General features: G+C 42.0%; 20 protein-coding genes. 4 read left to right on the top strand and 16 right to left on the bottom strand.

The window, feature by feature from the left end:
- The 4 genes from MKX62_RS15695 to citZ form a co-directional block, all read right to left on the bottom strand.
- Positions 1–477, bottom strand: coding sequence for a MaoC/PaaZ C-terminal domain-containing protein (locus MKX62_RS15695; RefSeq protein ID WP_067207661.1), 477 nt, complete (start codon positions 475–477; stop codon positions 1–3).
- A 92-nt stretch (positions 478–569) separates the two neighbouring features.
- Positions 570–1,508 carry a malate dehydrogenase gene (gene mdh, locus MKX62_RS15690; RefSeq protein ID WP_067207658.1) on the bottom strand — a complete coding sequence of 313 codons (939 nt, stop codon included), beginning with the start codon at positions 1,506–1,508 and terminating at the stop codon, positions 570–572.
- Between the two features lie 114 nt (positions 1,509–1,622).
- Complete coding sequence (gene icd, locus MKX62_RS15685; RefSeq protein WP_067207657.1) at positions 1,623–2,891, bottom strand: NADP-dependent isocitrate dehydrogenase; 1,269 nt, start codon at positions 2,889–2,891, stop codon at positions 1,623–1,625.
- Positions 2,892–2,961: 70 nt separating this feature from the next.
- Positions 2,962–4,077, bottom strand: a complete 1,116-nt coding sequence (citZ, locus tag MKX62_RS15680) for a citrate synthase (RefSeq protein WP_067207654.1) — start codon at positions 4,075–4,077, stop codon at positions 2,962–2,964.
- 184 nt (positions 4,078–4,261) lie between these two features.
- Here citZ and MKX62_RS15675 point away from each other — a divergent pair, with 184 nt between their 5' ends.
- Positions 4,262–5,236: an AI-2E family transporter gene (locus MKX62_RS15675; protein ID WP_187047307.1), complete on the top strand. Its 975-nt coding sequence runs from the start codon at positions 4,262–4,264 to the stop codon at positions 5,234–5,236.
- Here MKX62_RS15675 and MKX62_RS15670 read toward each other — a convergent pair.
- The 8 genes from MKX62_RS15670 to MKX62_RS15635 form a co-directional block, all read right to left on the bottom strand.
- Entirely contained in the window at positions 5,226–5,609 is a 384-nt protein-coding gene (locus tag MKX62_RS15670; protein WP_340741811.1) for an FxsA family protein, read from the bottom strand. The genes MKX62_RS15675 and MKX62_RS15670 overlap by 11 nt on opposite strands.
- A gap of 215 nt (positions 5,610–5,824) precedes the next feature.
- A complete protein-coding gene (pyk, locus tag MKX62_RS15665; RefSeq protein WP_340741810.1) occupies positions 5,825–7,585 on the bottom strand; it encodes a pyruvate kinase in 1,761 nt (586 codons plus the stop codon).
- Between the two features lie 163 nt (positions 7,586–7,748).
- Complete coding sequence (pfkA, locus tag MKX62_RS15660; RefSeq protein ID WP_067207620.1) at positions 7,749–8,708, bottom strand: 6-phosphofructokinase; 960 nt, start codon at positions 8,706–8,708, stop codon at positions 7,749–7,751.
- Positions 8,709–8,770: 62 nt separating this feature from the next.
- A complete protein-coding gene (accA, locus tag MKX62_RS15655; RefSeq protein WP_338652901.1) occupies positions 8,771–9,724 on the bottom strand; it encodes an acetyl-CoA carboxylase carboxyl transferase subunit alpha in 954 nt (317 codons plus the stop codon).
- 1 nt (position 9,725) lies between these two features.
- Positions 9,726–10,586, bottom strand: coding sequence for an acetyl-CoA carboxylase, carboxyltransferase subunit beta (gene accD, locus MKX62_RS15650; RefSeq protein WP_082786521.1), 861 nt, complete (start codon positions 10,584–10,586; stop codon positions 9,726–9,728).
- The gene (locus MKX62_RS15645; protein WP_067207615.1) at positions 10,583–11,242 is read right to left on the bottom strand and encodes a FadR/GntR family transcriptional regulator; all 660 of its coding nucleotides are present in this window, start codon (positions 11,240–11,242) and stop codon (positions 10,583–10,585) included. Before MKX62_RS15645 ends, accD begins: the two co-directional genes overlap by 4 nt.
- A 176-nt stretch (positions 11,243–11,418) precedes the next feature.
- Positions 11,419–14,502, bottom strand: a complete 3,084-nt coding sequence (dnaE, locus tag MKX62_RS15640; protein ID WP_067207613.1) for a DNA polymerase III subunit alpha — start codon at positions 14,500–14,502, stop codon at positions 11,419–11,421.
- Positions 14,503–14,523: 21 nt separating this feature from the next.
- On the bottom strand, positions 14,524–15,459 hold the full coding sequence (locus tag MKX62_RS15635; protein ID WP_067207610.1) for a DHH family phosphoesterase: 936 nt from the start codon (positions 15,457–15,459) through the stop codon (positions 14,524–14,526).
- Between the two features lie 92 nt (positions 15,460–15,551).
- Between MKX62_RS15635 and MKX62_RS15630 the strand changes: the two genes are divergently transcribed.
- Complete coding sequence (locus MKX62_RS15630; protein ID WP_067207609.1) at positions 15,552–15,872, top strand: YtpI family protein; 321 nt, start codon at positions 15,552–15,554, stop codon at positions 15,870–15,872.
- A 165-nt stretch (positions 15,873–16,037) separates the two neighbouring features.
- On the opposite strand, the gene MKX62_RS15625 is transcribed toward MKX62_RS15630, so the two are convergent.
- A complete protein-coding gene (locus tag MKX62_RS15625; RefSeq protein ID WP_067207606.1) occupies positions 16,038–17,345 on the bottom strand; it encodes a DRTGG domain-containing protein in 1,308 nt (435 codons plus the stop codon).
- A gap of 122 nt (positions 17,346–17,467) precedes the next feature.
- The gene (locus tag MKX62_RS15620) at positions 17,468–18,148 is read right to left on the bottom strand and encodes a metal-dependent hydrolase (protein WP_067207604.1); all 681 of its coding nucleotides are present in this window, start codon (positions 18,146–18,148) and stop codon (positions 17,468–17,470) included.
- Positions 18,149–18,253: 105 nt separating this feature from the next.
- Here MKX62_RS15620 and MKX62_RS15615 point away from each other — a divergent pair, with 105 nt between their 5' ends.
- A complete protein-coding gene (locus MKX62_RS15615; RefSeq protein WP_338652903.1) occupies positions 18,254–19,351 on the top strand; it encodes a M24 family metallopeptidase in 1,098 nt (365 codons plus the stop codon).
- A gap of 81 nt (positions 19,352–19,432) precedes the next feature.
- On the opposite strand, the gene ald is transcribed toward MKX62_RS15615, so the two are convergent.
- Positions 19,433–20,551, bottom strand: coding sequence for an alanine dehydrogenase (ald, locus tag MKX62_RS15610; RefSeq protein ID WP_067207599.1), 1,119 nt, complete (start codon positions 20,549–20,551; stop codon positions 19,433–19,435).
- A 299-nt stretch (positions 20,552–20,850) separates the two neighbouring features.
- Between ald and MKX62_RS15605 the strand changes: the two genes are divergently transcribed.
- Entirely contained in the window at positions 20,851–21,300 is a 450-nt protein-coding gene (locus MKX62_RS15605) for a universal stress protein (RefSeq protein WP_067207597.1), read from the top strand.
- Positions 21,301–21,430: 130 nt separating this feature from the next.
- On the opposite strand, the gene MKX62_RS15600 is transcribed toward MKX62_RS15605, so the two are convergent.
- On the bottom strand, positions 21,431–22,621 hold the full coding sequence (locus tag MKX62_RS15600) for an acetate kinase (RefSeq protein WP_067207594.1): 1,191 nt from the start codon (positions 22,619–22,621) through the stop codon (positions 21,431–21,433).
- Between the last annotated feature and the right edge of the window lie 58 nt (positions 22,622–22,679).

The following is a 22,679-nucleotide window of genomic DNA, read 5'->3' as shown; positions in this document are numbered from 1 at the left end:
TCAAAAGTTATCCATTGCTTGTGATGTAAGACGCTCTTCCACTTTTGGCGGAGTGACTGTCACTATTCCAGAAATAACGATATCTTCCTTTTCGTCACACGCTTCTATTGAAATGTCTATTGAGTTTTTTTCTTTATCAACATGAATTACTTCGAGCAAAAAATTGATAGTTGTATAGTGATACACAGCTTTTGGGAATGACAATTGCTGTTTCACGATATGTGAACCAGGTCCAGGTAAATACTTTGAAACGGCGGATGTCACAATCCCTGTCAGCATAATAGTTGGTACGATAGGCAATCCATAAGCCGTCTGTGAAGCGTAATCATGCTGTATATAGAGCGGGTTACTATCATTTGTTAGACCAAGATAGAGTAGGAGATCTTTATCTTCAATTTTCTCTGTCAATTTCAACTTTTCTCCAACAGTGATTTCCTCTATCTTTCTACCTAGACGTCTTTTCTTCCCTAGTATCAACTTATTTCCCCCTTTTAGTGTGATAATACAAGTTTATCAATAATCAGAATAAAAATCGAGTAGCATATGCTACTCGATTTTTATTAAAGATATTAGACAAGAACTTTCATAACAGCTTTAACTGATTCAGCAGAATTAGCCAATGCCGCCATTTCGTCTTCAGTCAATTCAAGTTCGATGATTTTTTCGATACCGCCTGCGCCAAGCACAGTTGGAACACCAATGTAAATACCGTCAAGGCCGTACTCACCCTCAAGATATGCTATCGAAGGAAGTACACGTTTCTGATCTTTTAGAATCGCTTCAGCCATTTCAACAAGTGATGCTGCTGGTGCATAGTAAGCAGAACCATTACCAAGAAGGTTTACGATTTCTGCTCCACCTTTGCGTGTGCGATCTACGATTTCTTCAAGACGCTCAGGAGAAATCAACGTTTCAAGTGGAATACCACCCGCATATGAGTAGCGTACAAGTGGAACCATATCATCGCCATGACCGCCAAGAACGAAACCAGTGACGTCTTTAACAGACAAGTTCAATTCTTGCGCTACAAACGTACGGAAACGTGCAGTGTCAAGTACACCAGATTGTCCGATTACGCGTTCTTTCGGCAATCCTGATTCTTTGTATACTGTGTACGTCATAGCATCGACAGGGTTTGTCAATACAATGATGGTTGTATTCGGAGAATGTTTTACGATTTCACCTGTTACGATTTTCATGACTTTTTGGTTCGTCTGAACAAGGTCATCACGGCTCATACCTGGTTTGCGTGCAATACCAGCTGTGATAATGACGATATCAGAGTCTTTTGTATCCGCGTAATCTGAAGTTCCAATAATACTCGCGTCAAAACCTTGAATAGGTCCAGCTTCCATCATATCAAGAGCTTTCCCTTTTGTCGGATTTTCCATTTGTGGAATATCAACGATCACTACATCACAAAGCTCTTTTTGAGCTAAAAGAAATGCTGTAGTCGCACCCGTGAAACCAGAACCGATAACTGAGACTTTTTTACGTTGCATTGTCATGAGTTGTCTCTCCTTTTATTCATATGTATGAGGGGTTGAGCCCTCATTTAATCTACTATAAACCTTCAGCGGTGAAGAAAACCGAAGTCTTCTCCACCGCTAAAGTAGTAATAATTAAAGGTTTTTGATCAATTCATTTGCGAATTCAGATGCTTTCACTTCAGTTGCACCGTCCATAAGACGAGCAAAGTCGTATGTTACAACTTTAGAAACAATTGTTTTTTCGATTGAAGCAGTGATCATAGCTGCCGCTTCGTTCCATCCAAGGTGCTCAAGCATCAAGACGCCTGAAAGAAGGAGTGAAGAAGGGTTAACTTTGTCAAGTCCTGCATATTTCGGTGCAGTACCATGAGTTGCTTCAAAGATTGCATGCCCAGTAATGTAGTTGATATTTGCTCCAGGAGCAATACCAATTCCACCAACTTGTGCAGCAAGTGCATCAGAAATATAGTCGCCGTTCAAGTTCATTGTTGCAACAACATCGAACTCTTTTGGACGTGTCAAGATTTGTTGCAAGAAGATATCAGCAATTGCATCTTTAACGATGATTTTGCCTGCTGCTTCAGCTTCAGCTTGTGCTTTGTTTGCAGCATCAGTTCCATCAGCATCTTTGATTTGATCATACTGGTTCCATGTGAAGACTTTATCGCCGAATTCTTGTTCAGCAACTTCATAGCCCCAGTTTTTGAATGCGCCTTCTGTAAACTTCATGATATTTCCTTTATGGACAAGCGTCAGTGACTTGCGGCCTTCTTTAATGATATAAGCAAGAGCAGCACGTACAAGACGTTTTGTACCTTCTTCAGAAATAGGTTTGATACCGATTCCAGAAGTTTCTGGGAAGCGGATATTTTTAACACCCATTTCGTTTTGTAGGAATTCGATTACTTTTTTCGCTTCAGGTGTACCTTCTTTGTATTCAATACCTGCATAGATATCTTCCGTATTTTCGCGGAAAATAACCATATCGCAATCTTCAGGACGTTTAACTGGTGAAGGAACACCTTCAAAGTAACGTACTGGACGTAGGCAAGTGTAAAGATCCAATTCTTGGCGAAGCGCAACGTTCAATGAACGGAAACCGCCACCAATTGGCGTAGTAAGTGGTCCTTTAATAGCGATCAAATACTCATCGATTGTGTCTAGTGTTGCTTGTGGAAGCCATTCGCCAGTTTCGTTGAATGCTTTTTCCCCTGCAAGAACTTCTTTCCACACAAGCTTTTTCTTGCCGTCGTAAGCTTTATCAACAGCTGCTTCAAGTACGCGTGATGCCGAATGCCAAATATCCGGACCAGTACCGTCACCGATAATAAAAGGAATTGTTGCGTGATCAGGAACGTTTAAAACACCATTAGTTACTGTAATTTTTCCACCGTTAGTCATGAATAATTTCCTCCCAAATTCAAAATCAGAGGGCCGGCATATATCTATGCTGCCCCATGTATTTTCGTTCTTATCGTTCTTTAATTGGAACGTATTTTTGCATGCCCGGTCCCGTATAATCTGCACGAGGACGGATCAATCTATTGTTCGCATATTGCTCACGGATATGTGCAATCCATCCCGAAATACGAGATACTGCGAAAATTGGCGTGAATAAATCATGATCGATGTCGAGTGAATGATAGACAGAAGCCGAATAGAAATCGACGTTCGGCGGCAAATTCTTTTCGCCGGTAACAATTTCTTCGATTTTATTGGACATATTGTACCATTTCTCTTCGCCGCGAAGTTCAGTCAAACGCTTAGACATCTCACGAAGATGTTTCGCACGTGGATCACCTTTACGGTAGACACGGTGGCCGAAGCCCATGATTTTTTCTTTGTTATCCAATTTTGCACGGATATATGCTTCTACTTTGTCTTCTGAACCGATTTCCATCAGCATTTTCATTACTTGTTCGTTTGCGCCACCGTGAAGTGGTCCTTTAAGTGCACCAATCGCTGCTGTCACACCTGAATACATATCAGAAAGCGTAGCTACACAAACACGTGCTGTGAATGTAGATGCATTTAGCTCATGGTCTGCATGTAGGACAAGTGCTTTGTCGAATGCTTCAATTGCAATTGCTTCAGGCTGTTTTCCTGAAAGCATGTATAGGAAGTTTTCAGCATAGCCAAGTTCAGCTTTTGGAGCAACCGGCTCAAGGCCTTTACGGATACGTGAGAATGAAGTAACGAGTGTAGCGATTTTCGCTTGAAGCTTAATCGCTTTTTCGTAATTTGCTTCATCAGACATATCTTCTGCTTTTTCATCGTATAGTCCAAGTAGAGATACTGCAGTACGCAGTGCAGCCATTGGGTGTACTTCCCCAATAGGATACGTTTTGAAATGATTAAGTACTTCTTGAGGAACAGACATATTCTCTGCAAGCTGTTTTTTCAGCTCTGCAAGCTCGTCCTCTTTTGGCAGACGTTGGTGCCAAAGAAGATAAATAACTTCTTCAAAGCTGGCGTTATCTGCAAGATCATCAATATCATAGCCGACATATGTAAGTGTGTCATCAATAATAGAACTGATTGCTGACTGTGTCGCTACGACTCCTTCCAACCCTTTGGTTGACGTCATATAAATCGCTCCCTCTTTCAGTACAGCTGTCCAATCTACAAAAAGGAGACAGAAGAACAGCTAGTCTGCTAATACTAATTCGCTACTTAAAAACGCTTACAACGACCATTATAATCAATATTGTCATCTTTGTGAATGGATACGCTTGTTTTTGTTTTTAGTTTTATAAAAAGGGGGACGGAAAATGCCAGAAAACCGGAACAAGCAACAAGCATTTCAATCAATTTTCATGAAATGGTTGCCTGCTTTTTTGGCGGGTATTATCCTGTTCACTGTTCCCCCGGCGGCAATCGCTATCATTATCGCCTACTTCACTGCCCCTATCTTATCATCCGTCCGCTCAATGACCAAGCTTCCGCTTACAATTGCAACATTATTCGTTATGACACTTATGCTTTTTTTAATTAGCGCGTTCACTTTCATCGCAATCCATGGGCTTATTGACACCGTTCCAACTGTCGAACGCCATATAGCCCCATTCACACAAAATACCGACATCCCTAGCAAGCTATTCACTTTCCTCGAGGATAAAGTTGTAGAATATGGCCATGCGCTTTTAGAATACACCCTAACAATCATCAGTACCGTTTTTCAACAGTTATTCAGTTTGTTCATTTTCCTCGTTGCTTATTTTTTTGCCTTACGGGAATCCGGAAAAAACCGCTACTGGTTTCTAGTCTATTTCCCTAGCACCATACGCCTGCCAGCAAAAGGTATGTTTACGAAATCCGGTAAACTTATCGGCACTTTCGTATCAGTAGAAGCCCGCTTATTCTTCCTGACATTCTGTATTATCTCAATAGGGTTCTTGCTTTTACGGTTCGAGTCACCCATTGGCAACGCTTTTCTTATCTCGCTTGCAGATAGTCTGCCATTCCTCGGTATCGGCCTGTTCCTACTGCCCATGGCCGCTTTCTTCCTATACACAAACAATTTATATATAGGTATCTCACTTATTTTACTCTATCTATTCACCATGATAACTAGACAAATGGCCGAATCATACATGTGGGCATCCACTTTCCACCTAAAGCCAATTCATGCTTTTTTCATAACGGCTTCTTCCTTCTATTTATTCGGATTACCCGGTATTCTACTGACACCATTCTTACTTTTTACCGCACTGAAAGTCAGACAGCATCCTTTATTTACCGGATAACAATTTGTCCTTTTTTCATTTTATTATAAATCCAATTCTGAATAAATGGTCTGATACTATTTCTTGGTCCTTTGAAAAGGAGTAATAAGCCGACTAAGTCGGTAATGAAACCAGGCATGATTAGCAGAAGCCCCCCAAATAGGATACAAACACTATCAATAAGTGCATCTCCAGGTGTCTCCATAGCTGTCATACGCATTTTCAATTCAGTCCAAGCCTTCATACCTTGGCGTTTGGCGAGATATGCCCCTCCTATCCCCGTGATAAAGATAATAGCTATCGTGGGCAATAGACCTAGCGTCTTCCCTGAATAAATTAGTAAAGCAAGCTCAGCTGCCGGAACAGCAATAAATGTGAGTACTATCCATTTCATGCAAAATTCATCTCCTAAAAAAGGCTGCTTACCGAGCATTTCGGAAGCAGCCTTATCTTATTTATCCCGAATGGGTAGGGCCAATGAGGAAGAATTGCAGTTCATTCCTCCCTGTTGGTTACTTAGGTTTTGCCACAGGACGTGGCGCACTTAGCCTAAGTTCTTTAAACAATCAGTGGGGGATGAAGAACCCCCACTCTGATTGAAGATTAACTTTATAGAACGCTCGCGTGTCCATTATAGATAACGCCAGATTCAGCATCCATCGTAATTTCCTTGCCATGTTGGATAAGCTGGGTAGCATTTTCAACTCCGACAATTATCGGTATACCTAAACTGAGTCCGACAATTGCACCATGACTCGTCAATCCGCCTTCTTCCGTAATGAGTCCTGCGCATTTCTCGATGGCAGGCATCATATCACGATCAGATGCGTTCGTTACAAGAATAGCTCCTTCTGTATCATACGCCAATGCTTCAGCTGCATTTTTGGCTACAACAGTTCGACCATAAGCTACATCTTTGCCAATTCCTTGTCCTCGTGCAAGCAAATCACCTATGACATGTATTTTCATCAAGTTCGTCGTTCCCGCTTCACCAACTGGAACACCTGCTGTAATGATAACCACATCACCATGTCCGACATATTGATGTTTAACACTCTCTTCTACAGACTCTTGCAAGATTTCATCAATCGAAGAAGCTTTTTTTCCAACTATCGGGTAGACGCCCCAGATAAGTGATAGTTTTCTTGAACACATTTCAGATGACGTTACCGCAATAACTGGGCAACCTGGACGATATTTGGCAATCATTTTAGCTGTGTGACCACTTTCTGTTGGGGCAAGGACAGCCTTCACTTTCAAGTTGATAGCCGTGTATGCTGCAGCTTGTCCAATCGCTTCAGTCATATTACCATGTTTTTCTCGTCGACGTGTCGACACTACAGAGCGATAATCGATGGCCGCTTCCGTAGTAAGCGCAATTCGATCCATCGTTTGGACTGATTCGACTGGATAAATTCCTGCTGCCGTCTCTCCTGACAGCATAATTGCATCGGTACCGTCAAAAATCGCATTCGCTACATCGCTCGCTTCTGCACGTGTAGGACGCGGGTTACGCTGCATCGAATCAAGCATTTGTGTTGCCGTGATAACCGGTTTACCCGCCTGGTTACACTTCTCAATCAAATTTTTCTGGACAAGTGGTACTTCTTCTGGTGGTATTTCTACACCCAGATCACCACGTGCTACCATAAGACCATCTGAAACATTCAAAATTTCATCGATATTGTCGACGCCTTCTTGGTTTTCTATCTTCGGAATAATTTGCAGGTTCGAGCCGTTGTTGTTCTCAAGAAGGGCACGGATTTCCATAACATCGGAAGCCCGTCTTACGAATGAGGCAGCTATGAAGTCGACACCTTCCCTAATACCAAACAGGATATCTTCTGCATCTTTTTCCGTCATTCCAGGAAGTTGTACTGAAACACCCGGTATGTTAACGCCCTTATTATTGCTTAATGACCCCGAATTAATAATTAGTGTATGAATTAACCCTCGTGCTACGTCTTTACCAGTAACTTCTAATTGGATTAGACCATCGTCTAAAAGAATGACAGAACCCTCGTTTACATCTTCAATAAGTTTATCGTAACTTACTGAAAATACATCATTGTTTCCTTCGACTTGCGTCATGGAAATATCAATTTTTTGTCCCGTTACAAGTTCCAACTTTCCATTCATCATGGAATGCGTCCGAATTTCAGGTCCTTTCGTATCTAATAGAATCCCAACAACTTTGCCTTTTTCACGAGCGACTTTTCTAATGGAATCGATACGGGCTTTATGTTCCGCATGATTACCATGGGAAAAATTCAGCCTCGCTACATTCATACCAGCCTCAATAAGTTGTTCCAATAATTCCGGTGATTCACTTGCAGGGCCAATCGTACATACTATTTTCGTTTTTCTCATCAAATATCGCCTCTTTTAGTTTTTTTAACAACCCAATTAATTGCACCCAGATTTTAAATAGTGCTCGCTCGATTCAGCCGACATTTTGATGCCCTCTGAATTACTGACTTCGTTCGCGTTTGTCTTCCCACGTATAAAGGCAGGGAATTTTTGCTACACAAAATTAAATAGACAATTCGTTGGACAGCTTGTACATTTCCATATCCAAACCATTTGATTGTTCGAAAACATCTGTCAACTCATAGTCTACCACCACATGATTTCGCATGCCAATCGCAATGCCACCGCGTCCTTCTTTCAATACTTCTACAGCTTTTGCTCCGTACTGACTTGCAATGACACGATCACGTGCAGAAGGTGAACCTCCTCGCTGAATATGTCCAAGCACTGATATACGTGTTTCGATATCTGCTTCGCGCTTCAATATTTCAGCAAGCTCTGCGGCCGACATAACCCCTTCAGCTACAATAATGATACTATGCTTTTTACCTCGTCCCTTACCGCTTTTCAGCCGTTCGATGATCGTAGGCAATTCATACTTCTCTTCCGGTACAAGAATCGTTTCAGCACCGCCAGCCAGTCCCGCCCATAAGGCAAGGTCTCCAGCATCGCGTCCCATAACTTCAATAATGAATGTACGTTCATGAGATGTAGCAGTATCGCGAATCTTATCGATGGCATCTATGACTGTATTCAATGCCGTATCAAAACCGATTGTGAGTTCAGTGCCATTGATATCATTATCTATTGTTGCTGGAACACAGACACATGGTAGACCAAGAGCCGTTAATTCAAGTGCACCTCTGAACGAACCATCACCGCCAATGACGACTAAAGCCTCAATCCCGTTCAACTTCAATTGTTTCAGTGCTTTTTGACGGCCTTCGAGCGTCCGGAATTCAGCGCTGCGGGCTGACCGTAATATGGTCCCGCCCCGTTGAATTATATCACCCACGGAACCCAGTTGTAGAAGTTCGATTTTTCCTTCGATTAATCCTTGATAACCATTGAAAACGCCTGCAACTTCAAGTCCTTCATAAATTGCTTTCCGAACAACTGCACGAACTGCAGCATTCATCCCAGGCGCGTCTCCCCCACTTGTCAACACAGCAATCTTCTTCATTAAAATCACTCCTATGTAGATTTTTATGAACACGAAAAAATGCGGTCACCCGCACCTTTCTTTTATTCAGAAAAAACGCCTATACAGCGAAATTTATCATAACGATGGTCAACTAAACCTTTACCATCTAGCGTTCCTAATTCATCCAACGAAGTTCGAATTGCATTCCCGATACTAATAGCTTGCGCTTTCGAGTCACGATGCGCACCACCTCGAACTTCTGGAATAATATCATCGATAATACCCATTTCTTTCAAGTGTGGAGCTGTAATCTTCATAGCTTCGGCAGCTTGTTTGGCAAGACTTGAATCTTTCCAAAGAATGGTAGCGGCTCCTTCAGGTGAAATAACAGAGTAAGTTGAGTGCTCAAGCATATGAATATGATTTGCCACCCCAAGTGCCAGCGCTCCGCCACTCCCGCCTTCTCCGATGACGATAGAGATAACTGGAACAGTCAAGCCAGCCATTTCAACAAGATTACGTGCAATCGCTTCGCTTTGTCCCCGCTCTTCAGCCGCCTTGCCAGGAAAAGCACCTTTCGTATCGATGAAGCAAATGATTGGTCTGCCGAATTTCTCAGCCTGTTTCATAAGGCGCAATGCTTTCCTATACCCCTCAGGATGCGGCATTCCGAAATTCCGTTTGACGTTTTCTTTTGTGTCTTTCCCACGCTGATGGCCGATAACTGTTATTGGAACCGATTCAAATGAAGCGATCCCCCCCACAATTGCTGCATCATCACCATAAGCCCGATCCCCGTGCAGTTGCATAAAATCTTCAAACAACATATTGATATAGTCAATTGTAGTTGGACGTTCCGGATGCCTTGCCACTTGAACACGGTCCCACGGTTCCATATTCTCATATATTTCTTCTTCCAAGTTCTTCAAACGAACCTTTAACGTTCCGATTTCATCTGAAAGGTCAACCGAATTGTTCGCTGTGAACTCTTCAAGTTCTACGATTTTCTCGCGCAGCTTGACGATTGGTTCCTCGAATTTCAACGTTTTCCCCATTTCAGTTAGCCCCTTTCACGTGAAGTCGAACAATCTTAGATATAGTTTCTTTCATATCCGTACGATGAACGACTGCATCCAGTTGGCCGTGGTCCAGGAGAAATTCTGCTGTTTGGAAGTCGTCTGGCAATTTTTCTCTAACAGTTTGTTCGATAACGCGTCTACCTGCAAAACCTATGAGAGCTTTTGGCTCCGCGATATTAATATCACCAACCGATGCGAAACTTGCTGACACGCCGCCTGTCGTTGGGTATGTCATGACTGATATATATAACAAACCTTCACTGGCGTGACGCGTAAGTGCGACACTTGTTTTCGCCATTTGCATGAGTGATAACACGCCTTCCTGCATACGTGCCCCACCGCTCGCAGAAAAGATAATCATTGGAATGCCAAGTTCAGTCGCTTTTTCGATTGCGCGGGTAATCTTTTCACCAACAACCGACCCCATCGAGCCCATACGGAAATGTGAATCCATAATAGCTACAGCAATTTCCAGTCCATCGATTTTACCTGTTCCAGTAAGAACTGCCTCATTCAAACCCGTTTTTCTCGAATCTGACTCAACTTTTTCAGTGTAAGCAGGAAAATTAAGTGGATTTTCCGTCTTCAAATGATCGTCAATTGATTTGAATGTCTCTTCATCGAATAGACAAGCTACACGTTCTGCTGCTGTCATCTTCAAATGATGATCACATTTCGGGCAGACTTTCATTAGTTTGATTAGATCTTTTGTTAAAATAATATTTTTACATTCTGGACACTTTGTCATAATTCCTTCTGGTACATCATTTTTAGCGTCAACGGAAGGAATTGTCGTCGTATGCTTTTTTCTATTTTTCATAAATAGATCGCGAATCATTTATTATTGTCCCCTCTTTCACTTTCAACTAGTTCAATCCATTCAGAATAGGCTTCCAACGTGGCAATCACGTTGCCATCACCCAAGTTTAGAAGCAACATTTTCACACTATCGTTTTCATCAACTTTTGTCATTTCACTGAATGGTACTTTACTATATTGTTTTAATAAAAACCAAATTTTAAGCGATAATCGATTTCCCGCTGCAACAATCATCTCACGGACAAGGTCCTCTCGTAAAATTTCCCCATCCTGATCAATTTTTTTCAGCAAGCTCTCCCATACTGGTAATGCCCGTAATGCACTGTCCTTACATATAGCGAGGATTGCCGCCGTTTCGTGAATTCTCCGTGTTTCCTGAACATCGATGACGGAATCGGGCTGTTGCATGATGAAAGCTGCAAGGACTTCAACAAGTTGATGCTTCCTGAAATCGACAAGGAACGTACCTTCACCACGCCGAGTTTCGATAAGCCCGAGCAGTTCCAAACTTCGTAACGCTTCACGAACCGTGGATCTTCCTGCCTGCAGACGTTCTGCCAGTTCACGTTCGGAAGGTAGCTTTCCACCGGTTTCAATGCCCTCTTCTTTAATTATCGATTTAAGTTCACCGACAATATCTAGAAACATTTTCGACGATGGTTTTGGATTTTGCATGCGTGGACCCCTTTGGAAATAGACATGATGATAAGTGGTCTGACCACTCCTGCCTTTAGCATACAGAAAACGATGCTGAACGTAAAGTGAAAGATGGAAATCGAATCAAACCGTAATACACAACACATACTTTTATGCAACGATTAAGAGACATGCCTGTTATATCAGCATGCCTCTTAACTGCCTTTCGTTTGTTGAACAAGTATTTGTGGCTTCCCTCTACGACGTTCGACAGTTCCTTCTACATGAATTATCGCCATTTCAGTAAGCTGACTTTCTGAAATCATATACTGTTTCGGGAATAATGTACAAGAAATTTGTCCCGTCTCATCTTGAATCGTAACAAATGCCATAGATTCCCCTTTTTTCGTTCTTATTCGTTTTATCTCAGTAATCAGACCCACCATTTTCACATATGCGCGGTCTGGAATTCCATCAATTGAAATAATGGTATGGAATCCACCACCTGCCGCTTTTTTCACTTCTGCTGCAGGATGTTCTGAAAGATAGAAGCCAAGTACTTCTCTTTCATATTCGAGTAGCGTCATGCGGGGCAGTGTTCCACCCGGAGAATATTTTGGGCTCGCCACCGAACGAAGCACTTCACTTAATAAATCATCGCCATCATCAGGGCGGATGAACAATGCATGAGATATCGCCGCGTCAATTGAAGCGATCAAAATAGCCCGTGATTCTCCAAACTCATCGAGTGCCCCTGCTTTTACAAGTGGCCTAATCGCCTTCTCAGTAAATACATCCCCACCGACTGATGCTGCCATATCAAATAATGTCTTCCAATTACCACCAGACTTCCTTGCACGCTTTATAGCATCGTAAAATGTAGGCGTCACACCTTTGATAGCGCCAAGTCCAATCCGAATTGAGCCTTTTTCAACTGTATACATATATTTACTGTGCTTAATAGATGGCGGTAAAATCTTAACGCCCGCCGCCTCAGATTCGCGCATTAACTCCATTGCCTTGTCATTATTTCCAGTCATTGATGAAAGGAGTGCAGCATAAAAATAAGCGGGTTCATTCGCTTTTAAATAAGCAAGCCGGTACGAGATAAGGGAATAGGCAACAGCATGACTTTTCGGAAATCCGTAGTCCGCAAACTTTACAATAAGATCGTAAATTGCAACAGCGGTATTTTCCGGAAAACCATTTCCAAGAGCTTTTTGCGTGAAATGAGTTCGTTCATTTTCTAGATTCTCCCGATTTTTCTTACTTACAGCACGCCTTAACAAATCCGCTTCACCCATCGTAAATCCTGCCACGCGGACAGCGATTTCCATGATTTGTTCTTGATAGACGATAACCCCATAGGTTTCTTTCAAAACAGATTCAAGTTGCGGATGAATATACGTTATTTTTTCATTATCATTTTTACGCCTGCTATACAATGGAATATTGTCCATCGGTCCTGGTCTATAAAGTGCATTAATTGCAAAGATATCTTCAAATTTATTCGGTCGAATCAAACGAAGGGCATCTCTCATTCCATCCGATTCAAACTGAAAGATCCCTGTCATATCTCCCGCCCTAAAAAGCTCAAAGGTTTTTTCATCGTTTAGGGGAATCTTTTCAAAATCCAAGCGAATTCCTCTGTCATAAGTAATCATAGATCTGATACGGTCTAATAAAGTTAAATTACGCAGACCTAAGAAGTCCATTTTCAATAAACCTTGTTCTTCAACATCTCCCATCGGCCATTGGGTAAGGTAAATTCCATCCGCACCACTTTGAAGCGGTACCACCTCAACAAGCGGGACAGGCGATAAAATCACACCTGCAGCATGTGTAGATGCGTTACGAGGTAATCCTTCAAGACGAATTGCTCCTTTCAACCAATCATTTCTTAGCGGGTCAATTGCAATCCAATCTTGCAGTGCCTTCGATTCTGCAACTGCCGCTTCAAGCGTAATTCCATGTCTATTAGGAATTTCCTTCGATAAATAAGCCATTTCTTCATTTGAAAAGTCAAACACACGTGCCACATTTCGAGCAACCGATCTGGCAGAAAGCGTGCCAAACGTAATGATTTGCGCAACATTTGTCTTCCCGTATTTCTGTGCAACATAGTCAATTACTTCCGCACGTCGATTATCCGCAAAGTCAATATCAATGTCCGGCATTGTTACCCGGCCCGGATTTAGAAATCGTTCAAAAATGAGCCTATATTTAATCGGATCAACATCTGTGATGCCAAGCGCATAAGCAACGAGCGATCCGGCCGAAGACCCCCGCCCTGGACCCGTCAAGATAGCATTTTCTTTAGCGTAACGCATAAAATCTTCGACAATCAGGAAGTAATCGGCAAAGCCCATTTCACTAATTACACTAATTTCATAACGGAGTCGTTTTTCATATGCCTCATCCACTTTGCCTAGTCGTTTTTGCAAACCCGTCATTCCATTTTGCTCCAACAAACTTGTCGCCGTTTCTCCCGCCGGAACTGGAAACACAGGCATAAGCGATTGACTCGGAGGCAATTCTGCATCACACGCCAAGAGGATACTTGACGTATTTGTAAGCCACTCTGCTCTGTCTGAGAACCATTCAGCAAGCTCAGCTTCTTCTGGTAGATATGCTGCCTTGTGACGGTTTTCAGGCCTAGCAGGGTCATTCAGCTTGAATCCTGTCCGAATTGCTTCCGCAACTTCATAAGCGAATGCATCCTCCTTGTCGGTGTACCGACTTTCATAAACCGCAACGATAGGCGTATTGGTTACATCTGCAATTTTCTCAATTAATTCTTCATCAGGATGTCTGACGCCTTCTGTCCTAGCAACACCAATGAATATCGATGACTTGTCGCAATCCTTTATGACGCGCTGGAACACTTCTTCGTTATGTGATAGTGAAGGCCCCCAGGATATATCCGTCAACGGACAAACGATGATACAGCCTTTGCTGTATGCTTTCAACCATTGTAGCGGCAGCGTTTCAGACTCTCTTACGGAAACGGCACTGCTCATCTTCAACAAATTTCGATAACCTTCATCATCTTTTGCGTAAACGTAAAGAAGAGCAACTACCCCTTCTTCAATTTCTAAAAAGATAGATAATCCTATAACCGGACGAATTCCGTATTTTTTCATCACCTTATAAAATGACCGAATACCGTACAACTTCGAGTTAACGATCGCGACGGCTTTAGCCCCTCTCCTTTTCAGAAGCGGGGCTAAATAATCTAGTTTATTAATTCCACGCAGAAGATCGGCGCCAGTTACTACTTGCGGATAGACAAGTGTCAATGCAATCCCTCCGCCTGTTTTTTATAGACATAATTGTTTTAACTTCGCGATGACTTCGTCTACTTCTTCCCATGAATGAACAGAAGCACCCGAGGCAAGAGGATGTCCACCGCCACCGTATTGGGCAGCTAAAGTATTGATGACAGGACCTTTTGAGCGTAGTCGAACGCGAATTTGATCCTCTTCTTCTATGAATATGATCCATGCACAAATCCCTTGCACGTCACCTAACGCCCCAACGAGTTGAGATGTATCAGATGCAGTTACGCCAAATTGTTTAAGTGTCGCTTTATCTATTTTAACAAATGCGGCTCCATTTTCATCCATGGTAAAGTTTTGGTACATATATCCTTTTAAATGTAGCAATTCCCGCTTAACTTCGTACATTCCCGCAAATAATTCCGGACGATCAAAATCAAATTTGATAAGCTCGCTAACTGCTTCAAAAGTTGTTGTTGTTGTACTTGGAAACAGAAAACGTCCTGTATCCCCGACAATTCCCGCGAATAGCAACCTAGCCACATCAGTGGTCATTTTCCACCCATAAAACTGTTTGCCTTCTTCATACAACGAGTAGATCATTTCAGATGTCGAGCTTGCAGAGGTGTTAACCCATTTGATATCGCCGTATGGGTCTGCATCAGGATGATGATCAATTTTCATAAGTACAGCACCTTCTGTATAAAACTCGCTGTCAATTCGACCCGTGTTTCCTGTATCAGTGACAATCACAAGAGCTCCTTCATAAAACGACCGCTCGACGTGATCTTGTTGCGCGAGATAGGTAAGTGATTCTTCGTGTTGGCCAACTGCAAACACTTGCTTATTAGGATAGTTTGCTTTTATCAATTCCTTCAGTCCTGATTGTGATCCGTATGCATCAGGATCTGGTCTCACATGACGATGAATAATGATTTTATCGTACTTTTCAATTGTGTCGATGATTTGTCTTTTCATATCCGATTCCCCCAAGCTTCGATATATTCAGTTCGCATTCTGCTCCAAAAGCCGCTACAATGTAAGAAGTTTGTATGTAATGGAGGGCTTTCATGTTAACGATAAATTTCATTTTCGTATTTTTCATCATCGCTTCTGCGGTCTTCTACTTTTACTTTAAGACTCGGCAGTTCCGCACAAGATCACTATTTCCAATTCGCAAGAAAATGTATGCTAGTATGTCTGGCGCCTCGCTCGGCGGTTTGCTGTTGTTTTTCGGATTCAATCAGCTGATGCTTTTTGACGGTATCACAACATATGTTATCGCAGCCTTATTTATCCTATTCGGAGCTTACGTAGGTATTTTTAATTTCAAGGCCTATAAACATTACAGAAGCTTTGTAGATGAAGAAACAAAGTTGAACGACAACTGATGCGCACATGTGCATCAGTTTTTTTGTCTTTATACGTTAAAATAGAGAATTCCATTGAATCCGCTGCGGCTACCCCTTGAAAGGCGCCTACGCTCAGTTATCAATACTTCAACTTATATGACCAATTTACGACAGGATGCTGCGTCCTTGGACCGCGTTCTTTAATTATCGTTCAAACAATTGATACATAATCATGGCCTTTGCAACTAGGTCCCCTTCGGTTAGTATGTCGAAATCGACTTTTACAAACCTTCTGCTCATATGTAATATCTTTGGAATAACGACAACTATACTTCCAAGTTCAACATTCTTAATGAAGTACAGTGACATATTTTCCGGGACACTTTCCCCGCGTTTCCGCATTTTGATAGCTCTGTTGCCTGCCTCAGTTAAAAGGGTGGTCAAAGCTCCGTATGACAAAGAACCAAACTGATTCGTCATCTGCGGGATAACTGTAAATTCGACAGTATGCGGTTGTTCAGGAATGGATTTCATCTGATTTTTAACAATATCATCAATTGTTTCACCCTGCTGAGGTTGACGCTGAGTCATTTGAAGCGCCTTCAAGACATCTTGACGACTAATAATTCCAGCAAGCAATCCCGCATCCGAAACAACTGGTAACAAATCAATACCTTCCCAAATCATACTATGCCCAGCCGAAGCAACAGATGTTTTTCCCGTAACTGTTATCGGATGACGTGTCATTACTTTTTCAATCAATTCATCATCCATTTTACCAATCGCGTCACGTGAAGTAATTACACCCACAAGTTTCCCCTTTTTCTCTACAACTGGATAACCAGTATGAGATGTCCTATCGTTCACTTCATGAAAATGAGTGACCTGATCTTTTGCTGAAAGTGTAATTGTGTCAGCGAGCGGGGTCAAAATATCTTCCACCAGCAAAATTTCTTTTTCAATTAACTGATCATAGATTGCCCTATTCAACATCGTTGCTACGGTAAATGTGTCGTAACTCGTCGAAATAACCGGTAGTTCCAATTCATCCGCTAACTTCTTCACTTCATCGGATGCGTCAAATCCACCAGTGACTAGCACTGCAGCCCCTGCAAGAAGCGCAGTTTCATGCGCTTTCAATCTATTTCCGACAATCAAAAGACTTCCCGCATCGATGTAGCGCATCATGTCGTCTAATTGCATTGCACCTATAACGAATTTCGTCAACGTCTTATGTAATCCCCCACGGCCACCGATTACTAGCCCGTCGACAATGTTAAGTACTTCTGCAAATGTGAGTCGTTCAATATTCTCTTTCTTTTTCTTTTCAATCCGGATTGTTCCTACACGTTCAATCGTATTGACGAGCTTCTGATTTTCCGCCTCTTTGATGGCCCGGTAAGCAGTCCCTTCGCTGACAGACAGCGCCTTCGCTACTTGGCGGACCGAAATTTTCTCACCGACGGCTAACCCCTCGATATAGCGGAGTATCAATTCATGTTTTGTCGCCATGTCTTCACCTTTTCTCTATCATGACCTTAAGGACATTCTACCACAAAAGGCTTAAGAAAAGCGCTAACCGGGCGCCTGGACGCAATAGATAAGCTATTTCAAAAAACTTTCGCATAGCTCTTTTATAATTCAAAAACTTCTCCCGCTATCATTATTTTCACTTCATGTCCTTCCACTAGCGCTTTGAATGTTTCGGGGTCTTGCTCAATCGGCGGAAATGTATTGAAATGGATTGGTACAGCTAGTTGCGGATTGAGCAACTTGACTGCGCATGCAGCATCTTCAGGGCCCATTGTAAAATTATCACCTATTGGAACAAATGCGACATCGATTGGATGACGCTTACCAATCATCTCCATATCGCTAAAAATTGCCGTATCCCCAGCATGATAAATTGTTTTCTCTTCCACCATTACTAAAATACCTGCTGGCATACCTGTATAAATGATGTCATTGGTCTCTGTTGTGTAAGAAGAACTATGAAATGCTTGCGTATATTTTACTGTACCGAATTCAAATTTACAGGCACCTCCAATATTCATGCCATGTGTTCTTATTCCCTGCCAACCCAAGTAAACGGCAAGTTCATTTGGTGCTATAACTAGTGCATCGCTCGCCTTTGCAATTGCCACCGTATCTCCAACATGATCATTATGTCCATGCGTCAGTAAAATAATATCCGGTTTTTCGTTTCCAACTTCAAGATCTGTAAGCTTATTTCCTGTAATGAACGGGTCAATGAGAATTGTGCAGTTGCCTGTTTTTATTTTCACAATTGAATGACCGTGGTATGATATTTGCATTGAATAATCTCCTCCATTTTCTTATCTTATTAAACAATTTTCGTTATACAACCTGAAAACCCTCTTTTTTGTTATGATAGAAGTATATTAGAGGAGGTCATTGAATTGAGTAAAGTTAAAGAAATACAACAGTTTTTACAGAAAGAAAACTTGGACGCGGCATTTATCACTACACCAGATAACGTATTTTACGTATCTGGATTCCAGAGTGACCCGCATGAACGTCTTCTTGGCGTAATGGTATTTAAAGATGCAGAACCATTTGTAATTTGTCCCTTGATGGAAGTACCTGACGTAAAAACAGCGGGCTGGTCCTATGACGCTGTTGGTCACGAAGATACAGATGATGCTTGGGTTATCGTAATGGAGGCTGTCCGTAAACGTGGAGAACTCCCTGCTTCAATCGCAATTGAGAAATCTCATTTGACAGTGGAGCGTCTTGAGCGGATGAATGAACTGTTTACTGGCGCTAAATTTGTTCGCCTTGACGAACAGCTAAACGGCATGCGTAACATCAAAAGCGAAGATGAACTAAATAATTTACGTAAAGCCGCTGAACTGGCTGATTACGCTATTGAAGTTGGTTGCAGAGAAATCGCTGAAGGAAAAACTGAACTTGAGATTCTTATGGCAATTGAGTTTGAAATGAAGAAAAAAGGAGTTCAGAAAATGTCGTTCGATACGATGGTTCTTTCTGGCCCGAAAACAGCATCTCCACACGGTACACCTGGAGATCGTAAAATCCAAAAAGGCGACTTCATCCTCTTTGACCTAGGCGTCGTTTATAACGGCTACTGTTCAGATATTACACGCACAGTTGCGTTCGGTGAACCAACGGATGCAATGCGTGAAATTTATGAAACGGTAAGAAAAGCGGAGCAGGCTGCTGTTGATTTGGTTCGTCCCGGCGTCAAGGCTATGGAAATTGATAAAGCTGCGCGTGATGTGATTGATCAAGCGGGTTACGGTGAATACTTCACACACCGTATCGGTCACGGACTTGGAATTTCAGTTCACGAGTTCCCATCCATGACTGGTACAAACGAATTTGCCCTTGTGGAAGGTATGGTCTTCACAATCGAGCCAGGTATTTATAATCCAGCAGTTACAGGTGTACGGATTGAAGATGATGTTGTCGTTACAGCTGATGGCGTCGAAGTATTAACCAAGTTCCCTAAAGAATTACAGATTATTCAACCATAATTAGAAAAGGCTGTCCACACTCTAACAAGTGTGGACAGCCTTTTTATATCAGCAGGGACTTCTGCTGAATCAAGTTAAACATTATTGATTCAAAAGTGTTTCAGCGGATACATACTCAACACCTTGAGCATCTGCTACAGCTCTATACGTAACATGCCCTTCCATTGTGTTGATACCTTTTTGAAGAGGAACGTTGTCTAAACAAGCTTGTTTGTAGCCTTTATTCGCAATTTGAAGTGCATAAGGAACTGTAACGTTCGTTAATGCAGTTGTTGAAGTTTGTGGAACTGCACCTGGCATATTCGCTACCGCGTAGTGAACAACACCATGTTTCACATAGGTTGGCTCATCATGAGTCGTTACACGATCCGATGTCGCAAAAATACCACCTTGGTCAATTGCAATGTCTACAAGAACAGATCCAGGTTTCATTGATTTAACCATTTCCTCTGAAACAAGTTTCGGCGCTCTCGCTCCTGGGATTAAGACCGCCCCGATAACAAGGTCTGCATTTTTTACTGATTCAGCAATGTTGAATGGATTTGAAACAAGTGTCTGAATATCATTGCCGAAGATTTCGTCTAATTGACGCAGACGATCGACTGACAAGTCAAGAACAGTTACTTTCGCACCCATACCAACCGCAATACGAGCAGCATTTGTTCCAGCTTGCCCACCACCAATAACAGTTACGTGGCCACGTGAAACGCCCGGTACGCCACTCAATAGAATACCTTTACCACCATTTGTTTGTTGTAAGTATTGTGCACCAATTTGTGTAGCCATGCGGCCTGCAACTTCACTCATAGGAGCTAGAAGAGGCAACGAGTTATTTGGAAGCTGCACTGTTTCGTAAGCGATTCCTACAACTTTATTGTCAAGAAGTGCTTTTGTTAATTCTACTTCAGGGGCAAGGTGCAAGTAAGTGAACAAGATAAGCCCTTCACTGAAATAACCATACTCAGCGGCAACCGGTTCTTTTACTTTCATAACCATATTTACATTCCATGCTTCTTCTGCAGTTGCAACGATTTTAGCGCCTGCTGCAGTATAATCCTCGTCCGTAAAACTTGAACCTAGACCTGCACCTTTTTCAATGATAACTTCATGACCTGCCGACTTTAAGTTAAAAACCCCTGCAGGTGTCATAGCGACACGGTTTTCGTTGTTTTTCACTTCTTTTGGGACACCAATAATCATTGCGATTCCTCCTAAAGATAACATTTAGTTAGTTGACCATTCGAAAATCTTTCATCCAGGCCAATCTATTTTTAATATTATCAGATAGTAAGGATTTATGCTGTATTTTATCAATTCGCAGAATACTCTATTACTCAAAAGTCTTATTATTCGAGAATTTTTTTAACCTTAATTCGAAAATGTGACATTTTTGTCGAAACTAAAACTATTCGTCACTTTATTCTTTATTATTAAAAGGTTTTTCATCCTTTTTATCGAAGTAAGTAAGTATACCTATTTAAAGAATGGAGTGAAATTAAATGACATTAGTATACAAACAAATTCTTGTTGCTGTCGACGGATCAAAGGAATCAGAGTGGGCTTTCAAAAAAGCGGTGGCAATTGCCGATAGAAACGAGGCTACATTAAACTTGATTAACATCATCGACACACGTTCATATGCTGCGGTCGAAGCTTATGATCGGTCGATTGCCGAAAGAGCACAAAAGTTCGCAGAAGAATTGTTAAACGACTATAAATTGGAAGCCGAGAAAGCTGGCTTGCAACGCGTTAATGTCATAGTAGAATATGGGTCACCAAAAACAATGATTTCGAAAGATATTTCTAAAAAACTAAATGCAGACCTTATCATTTGTGGTGCAACTGGCTTGAATGCGGTCGAACGTTTCCTAATCGGTAGTGTATCCGAAAACATCGTCCGTTCTGCAAAATGTGACGTCCTCGTCATTCGTACACCTGAAGCATTATAATACGAAAAGCGCAAGGCGCCTTCTAGACAAAGTGCTAAGTCAAAACTTATATCTTCTTATCTTTTCAAAAAAGAGTTGCCCATTATTTCCCTGGGCAACTCTTTTATTATCTAACACTCAATTGGATGTTTTATAACTTCGCAACACGCATCGTATCACGTGCAATCATTACTTCTTCATTCGTCGGGATTACTAACACCTTAACGGGAGAGTATGGAAAGCTGATATGCACTTCCTTGCCCCTGATAGTATTCAAATCTGGATCAACATAGACCCCCATGAATTCAAGACCTTCTAACACTTTCTTACGAATGACATCACTATTTTCACCGATTCCGGCTGTAAAGATAATCGCATCCACTCCGCCCATCCTTGCCGCATACGAACCAATGTATTTATGAATTCGATCTGCGAAGACATCTAGAGCCAGTTGTGCACGCGCATTCCCTTTTGAAGCCTCGATTTCAATGTCACGTAAATCGCTTGAAAACCCTGAAATAGCAAGCATTCCCGATTGTTTATTCAAAACGTCTAGGACTTCTTCGACCGTCTTTCCCGTCTGCTCCATAATATATGGGATGAGTGCCGGATCGATATTTCCTGAACGCGTCCCCATTGTCACCCCCGCAAGAGGGGTAAAACCCATCGACGTATCGAGTGATTTCCCACCTTCAACAGCAGCTATACTTGCACCATTTCCCAAATGGCAGGAAATAAGACGTGTATCTTCAAGTGGACGATTTAATAATTCCGCAGCACGTTCCGTTACATACTTATGACTTGTACCGTGGAAACCGTATTTTCGGATGCCATATTTTTCATAATACTCGTAGGGTAACGGATAAAGAAAAGAACTTTCCGGCATCGTCTGATGAAACGCCGTATCAAAAACCGCAACAGCAGGCACATTAGGCAATGCTTTACTAAACTCCTTAATGCCAACAATGTTTGCGGGATTATGGAGTGGCGCAAGGTTTGATAGTCCCTCAAGCGTTGCAAGTATCTCATCATTGATGAGTACGGAACCGCTGAAAACTTCGCCACCGTGTACAACACGGTGACCGATCCCATCAATTTCATCGAATGATCGAACGACTCCTTCACTAATCAGCATCTTAAGAAGCATAGCTACAGCTTCGGTATGATTCTGGATATCTTGACCCTTTTCTACCCTGCGTTGTTCGAACTTCATGTTGAAAATCGATTCTGAATGACCTATTCTGTCAATTTGTCCCTTTGCTATTACGTGCTCTTCTGGCATCTGGAGAAGTTGAAACTTCAAGGACGAACTTCCAGCGTTTATCGCTAAAATGTTCCGCATATAAAGCGCTCCTTTTACACATATTTCTTTACCAAGCAATTCTAAACACACAGCTACC

Origin of the sequence: Sporosarcina sp. FSL K6-5500 (assembly GCF_038005665.1) — a bacterium.
In the GTDB taxonomy this organism is placed as follows: domain Bacteria; phylum Bacillota; class Bacilli; order Bacillales_A; family Planococcaceae; genus Sporosarcina; species Sporosarcina psychrophila.
Note: the sequence above shows the minus strand (reverse complement) of the source record. Positions and strands in the feature narration are given on the sequence as shown.